This window comes from Pseudomonas sp. R1-1 (assembly GCF_051132135.1).
In the GTDB taxonomy this organism is placed as follows: Bacteria; Pseudomonadota; Gammaproteobacteria; order Pseudomonadales; family Pseudomonadaceae; genus Aquipseudomonas.
In genome coordinates, this window is the sequence record NZ_CP071663.1 from 5,569,046 (window position 1) to 5,587,279 (window position 18,234).

Below are 18,234 nucleotides of genomic sequence, written 5' to 3' on the forward strand. Positions count from 1 at the left end.
GCATCGTGCCGCCTGACCGGAAAGTAATCCGGCGCGCCGTTCGCCGGGAAAGAATCCGATACAGCCACTTCGTCATCACTCTCCGGCCATGACGCCGAGAACACCAGCTGCATCGGAAGGCTGCTGGCCAACTTCACAAGGAACGTAAACCATGCCAATCAAAACACTTTCAAAAGGCAATACTACCGCCCAAGTGCATACGCGGCCGGATACCGCAGTGGATTCACCTGCTCCTCGCCCCGACATAACAGTGCGGTCAGGCTTCGACACTGCAACGTCGATCCGTCCGAAATTCCGACCGGGCGGATCACCTGGCGGCATCGAACCCGATACGATCACTTCAGCGCCTATCGTTATTGTTCACCCATTGACATCGCCGAGCGAAACACCACGCGCGGTCGGTCTGCCGCTGGAGGATTACCGGGTCACGGCCGCTGTCGCCCTGCCGGCAGCCAATTTCGAGGGTTTCAGAGTTCATAAAGGCCGCCAGTATGTCGATGTGGTCAATGTCGGGGTTGTGCATGTCGCCAAAGACGCCGAGACCGGACAGTACCGGGCTCACCTGACGAGCGAATCGAAGCCTTCCGGCCCTGTCCTGGTTCGCGATGTCGATAGCGGATTCTGGCGGCCAAACGATGCCGACGAAATCATTACTGCCCCTCTTACCGATGCCAGCCTGCGAGCGTTTCGTATGGATCTGGACTTCAGTACCAGCGAACCCGACATTGACGGTTTGTTTCACCACGATGGCAAACGTTACGTGGTCATCCACAACTACGCCCATCAAGCGCTGCTCGATACACAGGCCTCGACGCCCGGGCAAAAGGTCTGGCGCATCGTCAAGGCCAAGGATCCGGTGGCCAGCGACAGTGAAAATATTTACCACGCCAGCCGCAGCGGCGAATCCCGCGCCATAACGCGCAATGCACAAAACGTCTGGGTGCTGGTTTCTCCTGGCTTGAGCGGCGGCATGCGCCGCCGCGAGCTGGCCCAGGCTAACCTGGCGATACTGTTGCAACGCTATGCGCCCATCGCCGCCACACACCAGGAACTGGTCGACTCCGCTACCCGCTTCGACAATCTCTGGAGTGAGGCACGTGCGCAGGCGCAGGACAGCGCGGGGAAAACCGCAGCCCTGATCGCCGTTGAAGTCCATCTGCTCAAGCACATCAAAAAGCAGACAGATTTCGTCCAGTCCCTTGTCGATAACAAGGACTGGATGGTCCAACTGAAAGTCGGCGGGGTTTACAAGGAAGAGCTGCACACGTTCCGCCTGGACCGCGTGCGCTATCTGAATCGGCTCATGGCCGTCATGGACTTGCGTGTTGCTCCGGCGTTCGCGACGCTGAGCGCCGATACCTGTAAAAAAATGATCACGCACCTGAACAAGAAGCTGAAGCTGCTCGAAGAGCGCCAAGGGGTCATGGAGGAGGTCAGGAAGGCGTCCCCCGGCGCGGCGCCCACACTGGTCGAGCTCAGCCAGGAAGTGCCCTCGGCCGAGCGTATCAACTTCAACAAACTGACGTTATACGTCCACCTGTTCGCAGACACGCCAGCGCATTCGCCCAACTCGACGATGCCCTCGCTTGCGTCCATCGATCTGGTCACCGGCGAATTGAAAAACGTCCCGGAACGCTCGCACCCACTGGCATTGATGCTGACGCTTGATCAGATCAGAAGCGACAAAAGCCGTTTCGAATCCCAAGTGTCTACCGAGGGCGAGAAAGCCGAATTCGCCCGGCAAATCATCGCGTTGGTCGATCCGATCGAAACCCGCATCGAAACCCGTCTGAACGAACTCTTCGCCACGTTCGATCGCCATACCGAACTGCCGAGCCTGGATCAGGACATCGACTTCAGCTTCCTTCCGCCCCGGCCAAGCGACAGCGTAACAGCCTCGCCACCAGCGACCCGCAAGGTGTTCCGCACCCGTCGACACGGCACTTCAAGAATTCTGATCGGCGACACCGAAACCGCCGCAGATGGCAGCATCGTCATCAAGGTCGCCAACCCGCTGCAACCCGACGGCCCGGTCGAACGCTATGAGCAGCGCCACGGCGAGTGGCTGCCGGTTCGCCCACCGCTTGCTGTTACACCAAAACCGCAACTGATTGCCGAAGCCAATCGGCTGTTGGCGGAAGTCGAAGAGCACATCGCCGAGACCAAGGCCCGAGAAGCGCAAAAGGATAATCCGACGAACATTGTCGAGGATTTGGGCAAGCCCAGTGAAAAGCTCAAGGAACAGGCAAGGCGCTTGCACAATCTCGAAAAAGCACAGAAGGACGCTGAAGTTCAAAGCCTGATCGATCGTTTGCACAGCGCCGCCGACACCTTGTCTGCGCAAGGGCAAGGGGTGCTGGTGCGCATGTACAAGAACAAAGACGTACTGGACATCATGCGCCTGAACTGGCTGATCGATCACGCAGAGCTCAAGGCACTGAAAACGGTTGACCGCAAACAGCTGGGCAAAGGCAAGGACAAATCCTTTCTCGACGTTTACTTGATAAGAGACCGGGCTAACGATGCGCCGTTGTGGGAAGCGCATTTTCACTATGAGAAACAGAACAGCGAGCCGCTGAATTTCACCATCAAGGGCAGCCACCTGAAAACTCTCGAACAGAGCAGACGCGGCATCGAGTCGCAACGGCGCGACGAGCAAGCCGGCCTGCCCCATGCCGCCATCTGGCGCCAGACCTTCGATGGCAAGACCGCGAACAGGATTTTCGCGCTCGTCAGCGACGCCGCCGTGGCGACCCGTTGATACAACCAAACCGGCAATGACGCCGAACCAGCCAGCCATTGCCCGCTTACGGGCGTTGCCGGCAACTACACAGGGAAGTTATCCATGCCAATCAAATTGCCGCCTAAAGGCAACACTACCCACGTTCGCCCGACACCGACGCCGGATGTGACTACGCTGCGCCCTGATACAACGCTGCGACCGGGCTTTGACAGCCTTGGCCTGCCGTCACGCCCCCTCGCGCCCGCTGGAGACGCCGACCTCGATGCAATCACTCCGGCGCCCACCGTTACCGTGCATCCATCGACAGCGCCGAACGAAACACTCCACGCTGTCGGTATGCCGCTGGAACATTACCGGGTCACGGCCGCTGCCGGTTTGCCGGCAGCCAACGCCGATGGTTTGCGCATATTCAAAGGACGCCAATACGCAGACGTGCTCGACGTCGGGATTGTGCAGGTCGGCAAGGACGCTGAGACCGACTTGTTCCGGGCCAGATTGCCCAGTGAACAGAAACCTTCCGGCCCGGCTCTGCTGCGCGATCCAGACAGCGGACTGTGGCATCCGCTGGAAAACTTCGAACCAGTCACCTTCGCGCTCAGCGATAACCGGCTGGCAGCGTTTCGCACAACACTTGCGTTCAACCACGTCGAACCCGGCAGCGACGAGCTCCACCGCTTTGACGGCAAACTGTATGCCCTGATCGAAAACCATGCCTATCAAGTGCTGCACGACCCGGACGCCTCGACGCCAGTGGCCAGCGTGATGCGCATCGTGCGCAGTGATGACCCCGTCGCCAGCGACAGCGCCAATCTTTACGTCGCAACGCGTCCCGGCCGTTCGGAACCGATTGTGTTCGACGCCATCCACGGTTGGGTTGGCATCAGCGTGGCTGGCGCCGGTGGCATGATGCGCGGCGACGGCGCCAACGTGCCGGCGCGTTCGAGCATGCGCGAGCGGCTGTCGCAGACCCTGAACCGCTTGCGCAACCCGCAATCGCGGGCGCGAAAATTGTTTCCGGACCACACCGATGAAGAAATCGGCCGTTACATCGAGTCCTTGGGCAATGACGTTGCTGGCGGTCTGACCCAGCGCGAGAGCGCTTACAAATCCCTCAAAACCGAGCTTGATGCCTGGCTGCGGCAAGCCGCCAACGCAGCGCCGCCGGGCACTTCACCGGTCCATGCGCAGCAGATCGCGCAAAGCCTCAAGCGCTGCTGGCGCCACCAGACCGGTGCCATTCTGTGGCTGGAGGCCGGCAACGGCACGCTGCCGGCGCTGCAAGCGGACTTCAGCCATGTCCGGCACCTGACGCTGCAAGCGGTCGACTGGTCAGATGCAGCAAGTACTTTGCTTGGCAACTTTTCCGGCCTGGAAAGTCTGCATCTCAGCGGCTCGACGCTGGAAAAGCTGCCGGCCGCGCTTGCGCAGATGGTTAACCTGAAAAGCCTCAATCTGAGTGCGAACCGTATCGTTCTCAACGAAGAGTCAACTGCGCAACTGAGCGCACTGGGCACACTCAGGGAGCTGGACCTTTCCAGCAATCCATTGGGCGACTCGCCGGACTTTTCCGCAATGACTCAGCTAAAGGCGCTGAACCTGAGCGACGCGCAGCTGGATCAGTGGCCAGCGGGCCTGCACAGCCAGACCCGGCTGACGCTTCTGGACTTGCGCAACAACCGCTTGAGCGCAGTGCCGGAGGCGAACCTGAATCCGCCAGCCGATCAGTTTGACGCGCTCGCCCGTATCAATATCGTCACCCTGCTCGAAGGCAACCCGTTCCCGCCTGGCTACTGGACGAAACTGGAAGCCTTTTGGCAACGAGTGGCGATCGAACAATCGGAGCTGGGCAACAGCGCTCTGACCGATGCATTCAGACTCCCCAGTGACATGCCGGAAACCCCCGACGTGAAGCGGGTCTACCCGGACAAGAATCCTCAGCAGCTGCGCGCCTTTCTCCTCGCCCTGAACGACGAAGGCAAAGCGCAACTGGCACGGCGAGTCGCAGCGCTGGACTCGCTGGAATCCCAGCTTGAGACCTACGTCGACCGCGGCCAGCCCGGTTCTTCGGCGGCAGACACATCGGACAGAATCCAGGCGCGCCGTGTCGCCGACCTCATCAAAGCCTGTTGGCTGGACTCGAGGGACACGCTGAGGCTGCCCTTGACCAAAGCGTCATTGCCGCCGCTCAGCGCCGACTTCAGTCATGTCAAAACGCTGCTTATCAACGCTGCCACGTGGTCGGGCGACGCCGATACGTTCCTGTCGGCTTTCCCCAATCTGGAGCGTTTGGCCATCAATCACTGCGGGCTGGAAAGTCTGCCCGCCCCCATCGCTGCCATGCACGACCTGATCGACCTGAGTCTGGCCAGCAATCGTCTGCAATTGACAGAGGACAGCGCAGCAATACTCGGTGCCAAGAGCCAGCTTGAGGTGATCAGTCTGCGGGACAATCCGGACCTCGGCACGACGCCTGATTTCAACGGTATGTCCAGGCTGAGGGAAGTAGGGCTCAATAACACGGGCATCGAGCAGTGGCCGAGTGGATTGCAGAACAAGACCGATCTGGTCAGTCTGGACCTGAGCAACACCCGCTTGCAGGAAGTGCCTGCGACCTTCCTCGACCCGCCTGCGGAACAGTTATTGACGATCGCCCGGATCAACGCCGCGACGCAACTCACGGGCAACCGTTTTCCCGCCGGTTACGGCAAGAAGTTCGATGACTTCTGGAAACGCGTCAGCGAAGTCGCTCCCGATCTGCTCTACAACCCGCACTTCGATAGCGGCAACTCCCTTGCGCAGCGTTATCACCGGCTGTTTCCGGGCAAGAACATGAAGCAGTGCAGGGAGTACCTGTGGAGCCTTGACGCGGACACCGCGCCGATCAAAGTGCGCAGTCTCGAGCGGGAATTCAAGGTACTGAAACGCCAGCTCGATGCCTGGGTGTTTTCCGGCGGCGGCAATCTGGGCGGATACATTCGCGCCGACCAACTGGCGCTCAACGCACAGACACGCGCTGACCGGGTGACCGCCAGCAACAGGATCACCAGTTGCTGGCGACAAGAGACACGGCAAAGACACGCCAATGACGGGACGCCCATCGGTCTGGAACTGGATCTCAGCGATCTGCGCCTGCCAAGCCTGCCGGATCTGGACGCTGACTTCAGTCATGTCGGCTCGCTCACACTGCGGAACATGAACCTGAGTACCTCTCCGGAAGGTTTCCTGACGCGTTTCCGCCATATACGCTGGCTGGACCTGTCGCGAAATCGATTGCGCGAATTACCCCCCGCCGTTGGCGAAATGCACGGGCTGACGCGTCTGACCTTGCAACGAAACTTCATTTCCCTGACCGCTGACAGTGCGCGCGTTCTGGCGAGCCGCACCACCTTGCGTGCACTGGAACTGCAGGAAAACCCGCAACTGGGTGTCGTCCCGGACCTGAGCCGAATCGTTGACCTGCGCCACATCAATTTGGGCTACACGGGAATCGATACCTTCCCTACCGGCATCCTGAACCAGCCGCTGCTGGATACCATCAATCTGAACGACAACCGAATCATGGAAATCCCCGACGCCGTCATCGCGCCGCCAGATGATCAATTGGCGAACAGCGTGCGCATCAACAACATCACCGATATTTCGAACAACCCATTGTCGAATGCAACGGCCAACCGCCTGATCCACTACCGCAGTCGCCTGAGAGCAGCCGGCACACCGCTGACAGGTGCGAGAAACCTTCTCGAAACAGCGCGCATCAGGCGCCCGCAGCCTTTTCGCCTGGCCACGGCTGACCCGATGGTGCGCTGGACCGCAGGCCTGACCGAGAATCAGGTGGCCAAACGCACGCGGCAATGGCAAACCCTGCGCGACCAGCCGCGCTCGGACGGTTTGTTCAACACCCTGGAACGTCTGCTGGATACCGCCACCGGCCATCAGGAGCTACAGGGGCGAGTCTGGAGGCTGATCGACAGCATCACCGAAAACACGCCGCAGTCCGAACGCTTGCGCAACGAAGTGTTCGATCGCGCAGGCGACGCGGCCTGCTGTGATCGGGCGGCGTTCACCTTCGCCAATCTGGAAACCGCCGCCATGATGCACAACGCGATGGCCCGGGCCGGCGACAAGACGCAGGGGCCTGAACTGTTCAAGCTGTCTCGGGCTTTGTTCCGCTTGCATGAAGTCGACAAGATCGCCTCGGCGGACATCGCCCGACGCGAGGCAAGCATAGTCGCCGGCAGAACACCACAAGAGGCTGCCACCCTGCCACCGCCGCATGTGCCGGAAGAAGTCGAAATCAGGCTGTTTTATCGTCACGGCCTGAAGGACCGCCTGCAGTTGCCCGGGCAACCGGAAAAAATGGGCTTCGCCCGCCTGGCCGGCGTATCCAAAGCGCAACTGGAAAGCGCTTATCAAACCGTGATCGCGCGGGATAACTCAGCCGAAGAGTTTCAGGCATTGGTGTCGAGGGAGTTCTGGCAAAAATATCTGACGCATAAATTTCAGGAAAACTTCGAAACCCAACGCCAGCCATTTCAGGACCGTCAGGCAGCCCTCGATGAGTCATTTGCAGCAAATGAATTGTCGTTCGCCGACTACGACGCGCAATCGAAAACGATGCAGGCAGAGTGGGTGATCGAAGAAGCGGCCCTGATCGAAACGCTGAGCCGCCAGGAACTGGCGCAATACAAGGCCAGCGGCACTGACGAGGAAGCCGCCGGCACAAGTGCAAGCTGAATGAGGCGAGTGCTGGCCGACGGTGTTCGGCCAGCCCTTACTCGTCGTCGTCGAAGTTGTAGCTGCCCGGCGCGAGGTTTTCGAAACGGGTGTATTTGCCGATGAACGCCAGGCGGATAAAGCCGATCGGGCCGTTACGCTGCTTGCCGATGATGATTTCGGCGATGCCTTTGTGCTCGGTTTCCGGGTGGTATACCTCGTCCCGGTACACGAACATGATCACGTCGGCGTCCTGCTCGATTGCACCGGATTCACGCAAGTCGGAGTTCACCGGGCGTTTGTTCGGGCGCTGTTCGAGGGAACGGTTGAGCTGCGACAGGGCCACTACCGGGCAGTTGAATTCCTTGGCCAGCGCTTTCAGGGATCGCGAGATCTCGGAAATTTCGTTGGTGCGGTTATCGCCGCTGGAGCCCGGGATCTGCATCAGTTGCAGGTAGTCGATCATGATCAGGCCAACGTCACCGTGCTCACGCACCAGACGCCGCGTCCGCGCGCGCATTTCCGACGGGCTGATGCCGGCGGTGTCATCGATGAACAGCTTGCGATCGTTGAGCAGATTGACCGCCGAGGTCAGGCGCGGCCAGTCATCGTCTTCCAGTTGGCCGGAACGCACTTTGGTCTGGTCAATACGACCGAGCGAAGAAAGCATACGCATGATCAGCGATTCGCCTGGCATCTCGAGGGAGTACACCAGGACGGCTTTTTCGCTGCGCAACACGGCGTTTTCCACCAGGTTCATGGCGAAGGTGGTTTTACCCATCGACGGACGGCCGGCGACGATGATCAAGTCGGCCGGTTGCAGGCCGCTGGTCTTCTCGTCGAGGTCGGTGTAGCCGGTGGACAGGCCGGTAATGGCGTTATCGGTGTTGAACAGGGTGTCGATGCGATCGATGGCTTTGGTCAACAGTTCGTTGACGCCGACCGGGCCGCCGGTCTTTGGCCGCGCTTCGGCGATCTGAAAGATCTGCCGTTCGGCTTCGTCGAGGATTTCTTCGGCGGTGCGGCCTTCAGGATTGAAGGCGCTGTCGGCGATTTCGGTGCTGATGCCGATCAGTTGGCGCAACGTCGCACGCTGGCGGACGATTTGCGCATAGGCCTTGATGTTGGCGACGGACGGCGTGTTTTTCGCCAGTTCGCCGAGATAACCGAGACCGCCAACCTGGGACGTCTGGCCTTCCTTGTCCAGTTGTTCGGACAGGGTCACCACGTCGATCGGCATGTTCTGATCGGCCAGTTTGGCGATCGCACGGAAGATCAGACGGTGGTCATGTCGATAGAAATCGCCGTCGGAGACTTGATCGAGCACGCGTTCCCAGGCGTTGTTGTCCAGCATCAAACCACCGAGTACGGCCTGTTCGGCCTCGATGGAGTGTGGCGGCACCTTCAGGGCAGCGGTTTGCAGATCGTATTGCTCGGGAGCGGAGATATCGTTCATGGCCACTTGAGAATTAGGTGAAAAGCAGGGGATTCAGAAAGACAAAGGGCACGACCTGTAAACAGGATCGTGCCCGATGTTAACCGCCTGACGGACAAGCCGCCAGCCGATCCGGTGTTGCTTAAGCTGCTACCACGACAACGCGTACGGTGGCTTCAACTTCGGCGTGCAGGTGCACGGCTACGTCGAATTCACCCACGTTGCGGATGGTGCCGTTCGGCAGACGAACTTCGCTCTTCTGCACTTCAACGCCGGAAGCGGTCAGTGCGTCAGCGATGTCGTGAGTACCGATCGAACCGAACAGCTTGCCTTCGTCGCCAGCGGTGGCAGTGATGGTCACTTCCAGCTCGGCCAGTTGGGCAGCACGGCTTTCAGCCGATGCCTTACGGTCTGCGGCGGCTTTTTCCAGCTCGGCGCGACGCTCTTCGAACGCAGCCAGGTTGGCAGCGGTCGCAGCGGTAGCCTTGCCGAAAGGCAGCAGGTAGTTACGGCCGTAACCGGCCTTAACGTTTACTTTGTCGCCCAGGTTGCCCAGGTTGGCGATTTTTTCCAGAAGGATCAGTTGCATGTGAAAATCCTCTAACTTTTAACCTTCACCGTTCGCGCTGTCGGTGTCTTTCGACACGTGACGACCGCGAAAATCAATCAGGCTGTCGACAATGGCCAGAACCACGAGCAACGGATAGATCAGCTGCATGAACAGCAGCAGCGTGACGTACAACCCCACCAGCCAGAAACCGGCCAGTCGCTTCTGCCCGACCAGCCCGTGAATCAGGGCCAGCCCGGCGAACACCAGCGGTACACTGCACAACGGCGTCAACATGGCCATCTGTGCACCGAGATTCGGGCCCAGAAGCATCAACGCCAGCAGTAACATCGCCGGCCCCAGCGGAATGCGGATGGCGCGAAACTCGCGACCAAAACCACCCGGGTTGTACAACAACGCCTGCCAATGCCGCCCGACAATCAGGCTCAGCACGCTGACGATTTGCAACAATGCCGCAATCAGTCCGGTCAGGACGGGTGCGATCAGGGACGCGAAACGCGCTTGCTCATCCACCGACAATTGCTTGTAGGTTTCACCGAGAAGCGCTGGCATGACCTTTATCAAGGCCTGCGCGAGCATCTCGATCTGGGCCGCAAACGCGGCCCCGAGCACCACTGAAAACACCACGCCAATGGCTACGCTGACCAGCAGCGTACGGACCCAGGACTCGCTTGCGCGCAAAACCAGCGCAAGCCCCGAAGACCCCAGCAGCACCAGAAGCGCCCGTGGGTCATCGGCATACAGCCACCAGATCAACGCTGGCAGCAGCCCCAGAGACAGAACACCCAGGGCGTCCGTCAGTCCGCGCCGCAGCAGCACAAGGCTCCCGGCGGCAGCACCCAACCAATACAACAACGGCAATGTTGCACATCCGGCCACCACAAGAGTGGCCTGCATACGGCCGCGCATGATGAACTCAGCTAAGGCGCGCATGCATTCAATCCTTTGCTACTTGTCGACTGCCCGGTCTCAGCGGCCGTGGCTGTCGGTGTAGGCCAGCAGGGCCAGGAAGCGGGCGCGCTTGATAGCGGTGGCCAGCTGACGCTGATAACGAGCTTTGGTACCGGTGATGCGGCTTGGAACGATTTTGCCGGTCTCGGATACGTAGGCTTTCAGAGTGTTGAGATCTTTGTAATCGATCTCTTTCACGTCTTCAGCGGTGAAGCGGCAGAATTTACGACGACGGAAGAAACGTGCCATTTGATAGGCTCCTTAATAAGGTCCGTGGATTACTCGTCAGCGTTATCGCTGTTGTCGCTGTCATCACTGTCGGTGCCTTCGGCGCCTTCGTGCTCAGGACGGTCGCGACGCTCACGGCGCTCACTGCGGTTTTCTTCAGCCTTGAGCATCTCGGACTGGCCGGTAACGGCTTCGTCGCGACGGATGACCAGGTTACGGATCACTGCATCGTTGTAGCGGAAGTTGTCTTCCAGCTCGGCCAGGGCCTTGCCAGTGCACTCAACGTTCAGCATCACGTAGTGAGCCTTGTGAACATTGTTGATTGCGTAGGCCAGTTGACGACGGCCCCAATCTTCCAGACGGTGGATTTTGCCGCCGTCTTCTTCGATCAGCTTGGTGTAACGCTCAACCATGCCGCCGACTTGCTCGCTCTGATCCGGGTGGACCAGAAAGATGATTTCGTAATGACGCATGAATGCTCCTTACGGGTTGTAGCCTGCCGCTCAAAAACGGTCAGACAAGGAGTGAATGACACTTATGGACTTGCTGGCCCGGGGCACATGCGTGCCTGCCGCCACAGCAAGGGGCGCAATTGTAGAGAAGGGACTGCGGGGGTGCAAGGTAATTGGTGAATATTTGAACAACCACCAATCTTCGCCGAGACACAAAACAATGTAGGAGTGAGCCTGCTCGCGATAGCGGTGCAACATTCAACTTTGATGATGAATGTTGCACCGCTATCGCGAGCAGGCTCACTCCTACAGGGGATTTGCAGTGGCTCAGGACTTCTTCGTAGCAGCCTTGGCCTTGGCGCCGCGCTGGCGCTGGGCCTCGAACAGGCAGACGCCGGTGGCCACGGAGACGTTGAGACTGCTGACGCTACCGGCCATCGGCAGGTTCACCAGATAGTCGCAGTGCTCGCGAGTCAGGCGACGCATGCCTTTGCCTTCGGCGCCCATGATCAGGATGGTCGGGCCGGTCAGGTCCTGGTCATAAATGCTGACCTCGGCCTCCCCCGCCGTACCGACTACCCACAAACCGCGCTGCTGCAGCTTCTCCAGCGTGCGGGCGAGGTTGGTCACCGCGACCAGCGGAATCACTTCCGCCGCACCGCAGGCGACTTTGCGCACCACCGGTGTCAGGGTCGCCGACTTGTCTTTCGGCACGATGACCGCCAGCGCGCCGGCCGCATCGGCCGAGCGCAGGCAGGCGCCGAGGTTGTGCGGGTCGGTCACGCCGTCGAGCACCAGCAGCAGCGGCGCGCCTTCGGTGCGATCAAGCAACTCGTCGAGCATCGCCTCGCCCCAGACCTGGCTCGGGCTCACTTCCGCAACCACGCCCTGATGAATGCCTTCGACCCAGGCGTCCATTTCGCGGCGCTCGGCCTGGCCGACCTGGACACGATTTTCATTGGCCAGCTCAACCAGCGTCTGCACCCGTGGATCGTTGCGGCTTTCCGCCAGCCAGATCTGCTTGACGCGTTTTGGGTGGTGACGCAGCAACGCTTCTACCGCGTGAACGCCGTAGATTTTTTCCAACTGACTCATGACTTCGCCTTCGGTTTACGGGCTCCGCCACTTTTGGCAGGAGCGGAACCCGCTTTTGGCGGGCCCTTGCGGTGCTTGCTCGGTTTGGCTGGCTTGCCGCCGGTCGCCTTGTCAGGCGCCGACCGTCCGGTCTTTCCCGCAGACGCCGCTTTACCACCGCTTTTCGCATCGGCGAGCAAGGCCTTTTTCATTTCGCGGCTTTTACGCAGCTCGGCGTTTTTTGCCACGGCGTCGCTGGGCCGATAAGCCTCGGAGGCCTTTTCCTTGGCCGGACGACGGCTGGCGCCTTTCGCCGGGGCCTTGTCTTCCGATGCCTTGGCAGCCGGAGCAGCTGTTTCAGCGCCACGCTTTTTGCGGCCGATCGGCGCGCTGATGGTTTTTTCTGCCATCTCGAAGTCGATCTTGCGTTCGTCGAGATCGACGCGCATGACTCGTACTTCAACGGTATCGCCGAGGCGGAAGCTGCGACCGGTGCGCTCGCCCGCCAAGCGGTGATGCACAGGGTCGAAGTGGTAGTAATCGCCCGGCAGCGCAGTGACGTGCACCAGGCCTTCGACGTAGATATCGGTCAGTTCGACGAACAGACCGAAACCGGTCACCGCAGTGATCACGCCCGGGAACGACTCGCCGACGCGATCCTTCATGAACTCGCACTTGAGCCAGTTGACTACGTCGCGGGTCGCTTCGTCGGCGCGGCGTTCGCTCATCGAGCATTGCTCGCCGAGCTGCTCCAGCGCTGCCTCGTCGTATGGATAGATGCGCGCCTTCGGAATGGTCATCGCACCGGCACGGCGAACGTGCGGGGTGTCCTGTTTCGAATGGATCACGCTGCGGATCGCGCGGTGCGTCAGCAGGTCCGGATAACGACGGATCGGCGAAGTGAAGTGGGTATAGGCTTCGTAATTCAGGCCGAAATGGCCGTCGTTCTCAGCGCTGTACACTGCCTGGCTCAACGAGCGCAGCATGACGGTCTGGATCAGATGGAAATCCGGACGATCCTTGATGCCCGCCAGTAAGGCCTGATAGTCCTTCGGCGACGGACCGTCCTTGCCTTTGTGCAGGGACAGGCCAAGCTCGCCCAGGAACGCGCGCAGTTTTTCCAGACGCTCCGGCGGCGGACCGGCGTGAACGCGATACAACGCAGGAATTTCGTGCTTCTTGAGGAATTCGGCGGTGGCCACGTTGGCCGCCAGCATGCATTCCTCGATCAGCTTGTGCGCATCGTTGCGGATGGTCGGACGGATTTCGGCGATCTTGCGCTCGGAACCGAAGATGATCCGGGTTTCCTGCGTTTCGAAATCGATCGCACCACGTACGTGACGGGCAGCCAGCAGCACTTTGTACAGCGCATAAAGTTGCTTCAAGTGCGGTACGACGTCGGTGTACTCGCCGCGCAGTTTGCGCGCTTCGGCCACCTTCGGCGTTTCCAGCATCGCGCTGACCTTGTTGTAGGTCAGGCGGGCGTGGGAGTGAATCACCGCCTCGTAGAAGCAGTAGTCGGTCATTTCGCCGGACTTGGAGATGGTCATCTCGCAGACCATGGCCAGACGATCGACGTGCGGGTTCAGCGAGCACAGGCCGTTGGACAGTTGCTCAGGCAGCATCGGAATCACGCGCTCGGGGAAATACACCGAGTTGCCGCGCACCTGCGCTTCGTTGTCCAGCGCCGAGCCGATTTTCACGTAGCTGGAGACGTCGGCAATCGCCACGTACAACTTCCAGCCGCCGGAGAACAGGCGCAGCTTGCCCGGTTTGGCTTCGCAGTAAACCGCGTCGTCGAAGTCGCGGGCATCTTCGCCGTCGATGGTGACGAACGGCAGATGACGCAGGTCGATGCGCTTCTCTTTGTCTTTTTCCTCGACTTCCGGCTTGAGCTTGGCGGCTTCCTTCAGTACGGCTTCAGGCCAGACATGCGGAATGTCATAGGTGCGCAGGGCAACATCGATTTCCATGCCCGGCGCCATGTAGTTGCCGACCACTTCGACCACATCGCCCTGCGGCTGGAAGCGCGGCGTCGGCCAGTGGGTGATTTTCACCTCGACGAACTGACCGATCTGCGCGTTGGCGTTGCGGCCCGGCGTGACCAGCACCTCCTGCTGAATCTTCGGGTTGTCGGCAACGACGAAGCCGATGCCGCCTTCTTCGAAGTAACGACCGACGATGGTTTCGTGGGCACGGGACACCACTTCAACGATCACGCCCTCGCGACGACCGCGACGGTCCAGGCCGGAAACGCGGGCCAGCGCACGGTCGCCATCGAACACCAGACGCATTTGCGCCGGGCTCATGAACAGATCGTCGCTGCCGTCGTCCGGGACCAGGAAGCCGAAACCGTCACGGTGACCGCTGATGCGACCGAGGATCAGATCGAGCTTGTCCACCGGCGCATAGGTGCCACGACGGGTGTAGATCAGTTGAGCGTCGCGTTCCATGGCGCGCAGACGGCGGCGCAGGGCTTCAATCTGGTCTTCGGTGGTCAGACCGAACTCTTCGACCAGTTGCTCGCGGGCAGCCGGCGAACCACGATCGGCGAGATGCGCCAGGATCAGTTCGCGGCTAGGAATAGGGTTTTCGTATTTTTCCGCTTCACGAGCGGCCTCGGGATCGAGGGACTGCCAATCGGCCATTAGAGAGTTTTCACCTTGTCTATATGCGGGTTAGTTTGGCATAGGCGCCATGAAACGGGAAATTTCCGGCTATATAAGGCGCAACTGATGCCATGATCTGCCGTGCGAAAGCCATTTTGACCACCGCCGGTAAAAAAAATCATATTTTTTGCTGGCAGGGGTTTACAGCTAAAAAGACCCTCCGTATAGTGCGCGCCATTGACGACGCAGATGCGTTGACGATACTGCCCAGATGGTGAAATTGGTAGACACGCCAGCTTCAGGTGCTGGTGACCTTACGGTCGTGGAAGTTCGAGTCTTCTTCTGGGCACCAATTTCGAGCTTGAGACTAGATCAGTTCAAGGCTCACACAAAACCCGCGAAAGCGGGTTTTTTGCATTCTAAGCCCGGGTTTTCTTAAAACCGATTTATTAATATTAAATCAGGGGTTTACAGATCAAAATGCGCTCCGTATAGTGCGCCACATCAACAGCGGCAACGCTCGCGATGATTGCCCAGATGGTGAAATTGGTAGACACGCCAGCTTCAGGTGCTGGTGACCTTACGGTCGTGGAAGTTCGAGTCTTCTTCTGGGCACCAATTCAAATTCAAGGTTCAGGCCTTGAATTGCACAGAACCCGCGAAAGCGGGTTTTTGCGTTTCCGGCCTTCCGAAACCTGAATTGCCACAGCCGCTATCAAAACGCCAACGCCCGCGCAAGGCGCATCTGAGAACCAATATCGTTTATCATTGTTGCAAGTTTTTGCAATGCGACAGTGAGGAACCCTGCGAATGACGTTTCGAAATACCCTGCGCCGAGGCCTGACCTTCACCCTCCTTGGCCTGGCGCTCGCCACTCCCCTCACCCAGGCGGCCGATGCGGTTTCCCTGACTCTGTACAACGGCCAGCACAAAGAAGTCGGCGATGCGATTGCCAAGGCGTTCGAAGCCAAGACCGGCATTCACGTCAACGTCCGTAAAGGCAGCAGCAATCAGCTCGCCAGCCAGATCATCGAGGAAGGCGACCGCTCCCCCGCCGACGTGATCTACACCGAAGAATCGCCACCGCTGAACAACCTCGGCGAACAAGGCCTGCTAGCCAAGGCCGACGCCGCGACCCTGGCGGTATTGCCGGAAAAATACGTAGCCGCCAACGGTACCTGGATCGGCGTTACCGCCCGCGTACGGGTGGTTGCGTTCAATCCGAAGCTGATCGACGAGAAAGACCTGCCGAAATCGGTGATGGAATTCTCCGAGCCGCAATGGCAAGGCAAGGTCGGTTTCGTGCCGACCAGCGGTGCATTCCAGGAACAGGCCGTGGCGATCATCAAGCTGCACGGGCGTGACGCCGCCGAAGAGTGGCTGACCGGCCTGCGCGCGTTCGGCAAGACTTACAGCAACAACATGGTCGCGCTCAAAGCCGTGGAGAACGGTGAGGTCGCCACCGTGCTGGTGAACAACTACTACTGGTTCGCCCTGCAACGCGAAAAAGGCGAGCTCGATTCGAAACTGCACTACTTCACCGGCGGTGACGCCGGCGGCCTGATCACGGTATCCAGCGCTGCCGTGCTGAAATCCAGCAAACATCCAAAAGAAGCCCAGCAATTCCTCGCCTACATGGCCAGCGAAGAAGGTCAGCGCGTGATCACCCAGACCACCGCCGAATATCCGCTGCACAAAGGCATGGAATCGGATCGCGGGCTCAAGCCGTTCAGAGAACTGGAAGCACCGAACGTGACGCCGGCCGATCTGGGCAATGCCGAAGAAGCGCTGGAACTGGAACGCGAAGTTGGCTTGAACTGATGAGCGCATCGTTATCCGCCCCCGCCGCGCGCGGGGGTTACGTGCCGAAACGCAAACGGCCATCGGTCTGGCTGCTGCTGCCGGTATTGCTATTGGTGGTGTTGAGCCTGTTGCCGCTGGCCTATGTCGGGCTCAAAGCGTGGCAGGCGGGTTGGGCCGAAGCGCTGCATTTGCTGTGGCGCCCGTATGTGTTTGGCTTGTTGCGCAATACCTTGGCGCTGATGGTCGGCGTGACGATCACTTGCGGCGTGATCGGCCTGTCGCTGGCGTGGCTGCTTGAGCGCAGCAATCTGCCGGGGCGGCGCGTGTGGGGCGTAATCCTGTGCCTGCCGTTTGCCGTGCCGGCATTTGTCAGCAGCTTTACCTGGGTTTCGCTGAGCGCGCAGTTCGAAGGCCTTGGCGGGGCCATATTGGTGATGAGCCTGTCGAAGTATCCGCTGATCTTTTTGCCGGTCGCGGCGACGTTGCGCAACCTTGATCCTTCACTCGAGGAGTCCGCACGCACATTGGGGCAGAATCGTTGGGGAGTATTTTTTCGCGTGACCCTGCCACTGCTCTGGCCATCGCTTTTGGCCGGCTCGCTGTTGATCGCCTTGCACATGCTGGTGGAGTTCGGCGCGCTGTCGATCATTGGCCTGCAAACTTTCACCACTGCGATCTATCAGCAGTTCGAGCTGGAATTCAGCAACGCCAACGCAGCGATGCTCTCGGCGGTATTGCTCGCGCTGTGCCTGCTGTTGCTGTGGCTGGAACTGCGCGTGCGCGGCAAGGGCCGGCATGTGCGCACCGGGCAGGGCGCAGCGCGTCAGGCCGAACAGGTCCGCCTGGGCCCCTGGGCTGCGCTCGGTCAGTTGTACTGCCTGGCATTGGCGATTGTCGGCAGCGGGGTTCCGTTGGCAATGCTCACCTACTGGCTGGCGGTCGGTTCATCGGCGGCGTTTCCGGTAGCGGCGATTACCGAAGCGCTGCTGTCTTCACTGGCATTGTCCCTGGGTGGCGCGGCGCTTTGCCTGCTGCTGGCGGTTCCGGTGGGGCTGCTGGTGGTGCGCTACAAAGGCCAATTGGCGATCTGGGCCGAACGCTTGCCGTATCTGCTGCACGCGCTGCCGGGGTTGGTGATTGCTTTGACGCTGGTGTATTTCGCCCTGCATTACGTGCCGGTGCTGTATCAAACCTCGGGACTGCTGCTGATTGCTTATGCGCTGCTGTTTCTGCCGTTGGCGCAGGCGCCGATTCGCACCGCGCTGAACAAGGCTGCGCCGCAGCTGGAAGAGGCGGCGCGCACGCTCGGAGCTTCGTCGTTCACGGCATTTTGCCGGGTGACGCTGCCGATCATTTTCCCGGCTCTGGGCGCGGCGTTTGCGCTGGTGTTTCTCGATGCGATGAAGGAATTGACGGCGACGCTGCTACTCAGTCCGACCGGGCTCAATACGCTGGCGACCGAGGTCTGGGCGCATACGGCGAATGTCGAGTTCGCGGCGGCGGCGCCTTATGCGGCGTTGTTGATTGTGGTGTCGGGGTTGCCGGTTTATCTACTGACTACCCGGATGTATTTGAGCCGCTGAAAAAGCTATCGCGAGCAGGCTCACTCCTACAGGGAATGCATTCCAAATGCAGGAGTGAGCCTGCTTGCGATGAGG

11 protein-coding genes and 2 tRNA genes are annotated in these 18,234 nt (G+C 59.9%); 6 read left to right on the forward strand and 7 right to left on the reverse strand.

Going from position 1 to position 18,234, the window contains the following annotated elements; translation table 11 throughout:
• Nucleotides 1-367 precede the first annotated feature (367 nt).
• Both J3P75_RS24955 and J3P75_RS24960 read left to right on the forward strand, forming a co-directional pair.
• Nucleotides 368-2,761, forward strand: coding sequence for a hypothetical protein (locus J3P75_RS24955; RefSeq protein ID WP_434708556.1), 2,394 nt, complete (start codon nucleotides 368-370; stop codon nucleotides 2,759-2,761).
• Between the two features lie 84 nt (nucleotides 2,762-2,845).
• Nucleotides 2,846-7,477: an NEL-type E3 ubiquitin ligase domain-containing protein gene (locus tag J3P75_RS24960; protein WP_434708557.1), complete on the forward strand. Its 4,632-nt coding sequence runs from the start codon at nucleotides 2,846-2,848 to the stop codon at nucleotides 7,475-7,477.
• A 37-nt stretch (nucleotides 7,478-7,514) separates the two neighbouring features.
• Here J3P75_RS24960 and dnaB read toward each other — a convergent pair whose 3' ends face one another.
• The 7 genes from dnaB to rnr form a co-directional block, all read right to left on the reverse strand.
• The gene (gene dnaB, locus J3P75_RS24965) at nucleotides 7,515-8,912 is read right to left on the reverse strand and encodes a replicative DNA helicase (RefSeq protein WP_008016882.1); all 1,398 of its coding nucleotides are present in this window, start codon (nucleotides 8,910-8,912) and stop codon (nucleotides 7,515-7,517) included.
• 121 nt (nucleotides 8,913-9,033) lie between these two features.
• Nucleotides 9,034-9,480, reverse strand: a complete 447-nt coding sequence (rplI, locus tag J3P75_RS24970; RefSeq protein WP_003221136.1) for a 50S ribosomal protein L9 — start codon at nucleotides 9,478-9,480, stop codon at nucleotides 9,034-9,036.
• 18 nt (nucleotides 9,481-9,498) lie between these two features.
• Nucleotides 9,499-10,392 (reverse strand): hypothetical protein, encoded by an 894-nt coding sequence (locus tag J3P75_RS24975; protein ID WP_095187324.1) that lies wholly within the window; start codon nucleotides 10,390-10,392, stop codon nucleotides 9,499-9,501.
• A 36-nt stretch (nucleotides 10,393-10,428) separates the two neighbouring features.
• Nucleotides 10,429-10,659 (reverse strand): 30S ribosomal protein S18, encoded by a 231-nt coding sequence (rpsR, locus tag J3P75_RS24980; RefSeq protein WP_002551829.1) that lies wholly within the window; start codon nucleotides 10,657-10,659, stop codon nucleotides 10,429-10,431.
• Nucleotides 10,660-10,688: 29 nt separating this feature from the next.
• Nucleotides 10,689-11,111 (reverse strand): 30S ribosomal protein S6, encoded by a 423-nt coding sequence (gene rpsF, locus J3P75_RS24985; protein ID WP_016771938.1) that lies wholly within the window; start codon nucleotides 11,109-11,111, stop codon nucleotides 10,689-10,691.
• A 306-nt stretch (nucleotides 11,112-11,417) separates the two neighbouring features.
• Nucleotides 11,418-12,185 carry a 23S rRNA (guanosine(2251)-2'-O)-methyltransferase RlmB gene (gene rlmB, locus J3P75_RS24990; RefSeq protein ID WP_434708558.1) on the reverse strand — a complete coding sequence of 256 codons (768 nt, stop codon included), beginning with the start codon at nucleotides 12,183-12,185 and terminating at the stop codon, nucleotides 11,418-11,420.
• A complete protein-coding gene (gene rnr / locus J3P75_RS24995) occupies nucleotides 12,182-14,812 on the reverse strand; it encodes a ribonuclease R (protein WP_434708559.1) in 2,631 nt (876 codons plus the stop codon). Before rnr ends, rlmB begins: the two co-directional genes overlap by 4 nt.
• Nucleotides 14,813-15,038: 226 nt before the next feature.
• Here rnr and J3P75_RS25000 point away from each other — a divergent pair.
• From J3P75_RS25000 to J3P75_RS25015, 4 genes are all read left to right on the forward strand, one after another.
• Nucleotides 15,039-15,125, forward strand: a tRNA-Leu gene (locus J3P75_RS25000).
• A gap of 179 nt (nucleotides 15,126-15,304) precedes the next feature.
• Nucleotides 15,305-15,391 (forward strand) — tRNA-Leu (locus tag J3P75_RS25005).
• Nucleotides 15,392-15,583: 192 nt separating this feature from the next.
• Nucleotides 15,584-16,594, forward strand: a complete 1,011-nt coding sequence (locus tag J3P75_RS25010; protein ID WP_434708560.1) for an extracellular solute-binding protein — start codon at nucleotides 15,584-15,586, stop codon at nucleotides 16,592-16,594.
• The gene (locus tag J3P75_RS25015) at nucleotides 16,594-18,159 is read left to right on the forward strand and encodes an ABC transporter permease (RefSeq protein WP_434708561.1); all 1,566 of its coding nucleotides are present in this window, start codon (nucleotides 16,594-16,596) and stop codon (nucleotides 18,157-18,159) included. Before J3P75_RS25010 ends, J3P75_RS25015 begins: the two co-directional genes overlap by 1 nt.
• Nucleotides 18,160-18,234 lie beyond the last annotated feature (75 nt).

Coding starts and splice junctions, on each gene's coding strand:
- J3P75_RS24960 (WP_434708557.1), top strand. CDS start 2,846: ATGCCAATCAAATTGCCGCCTAAAGGCAACACTACCCACGTTCGCCCG.
- dnaB (WP_008016882.1), bottom strand. CDS start 8,912: ATGAACGATATCTCCGCTCCCGAGCAATACGATCTGCAAACCGCTGCC.
- rplI (WP_003221136.1), bottom strand. CDS start 9,480: ATGCAACTGATCCTTCTGGAAAAAATCGCCAACCTGGGCAACCTGGGC.
- J3P75_RS24975 (WP_095187324.1), bottom strand. CDS start 10,392: ATGCGCGCCTTAGCTGAGTTCATCATGCGCGGCCGTATGCAGGCCACT.
- rpsR (WP_002551829.1), bottom strand. CDS start 10,659: ATGGCACGTTTCTTCCGTCGTCGTAAATTCTGCCGCTTCACCGCTGAA.
- rpsF (WP_016771938.1), bottom strand. CDS start 11,111: ATGCGTCATTACGAAATCATCTTTCTGGTCCACCCGGATCAGAGCGAG.
- rlmB (WP_434708558.1), bottom strand. CDS start 12,185: ATGAGTCAGTTGGAAAAAATCTACGGCGTTCACGCGGTAGAAGCGTTG.
- rnr (WP_434708559.1), bottom strand. CDS start 14,812: ATGGCCGATTGGCAGTCCCTCGATCCCGAGGCCGCTCGTGAAGCGGAA.
- J3P75_RS25010 (WP_434708560.1), top strand. CDS start 15,584: ATGACGTTTCGAAATACCCTGCGCCGAGGCCTGACCTTCACCCTCCTT.
- J3P75_RS25015 (WP_434708561.1), top strand. CDS start 16,594: ATGAGCGCATCGTTATCCGCCCCCGCCGCGCGCGGGGGTTACGTGCCG.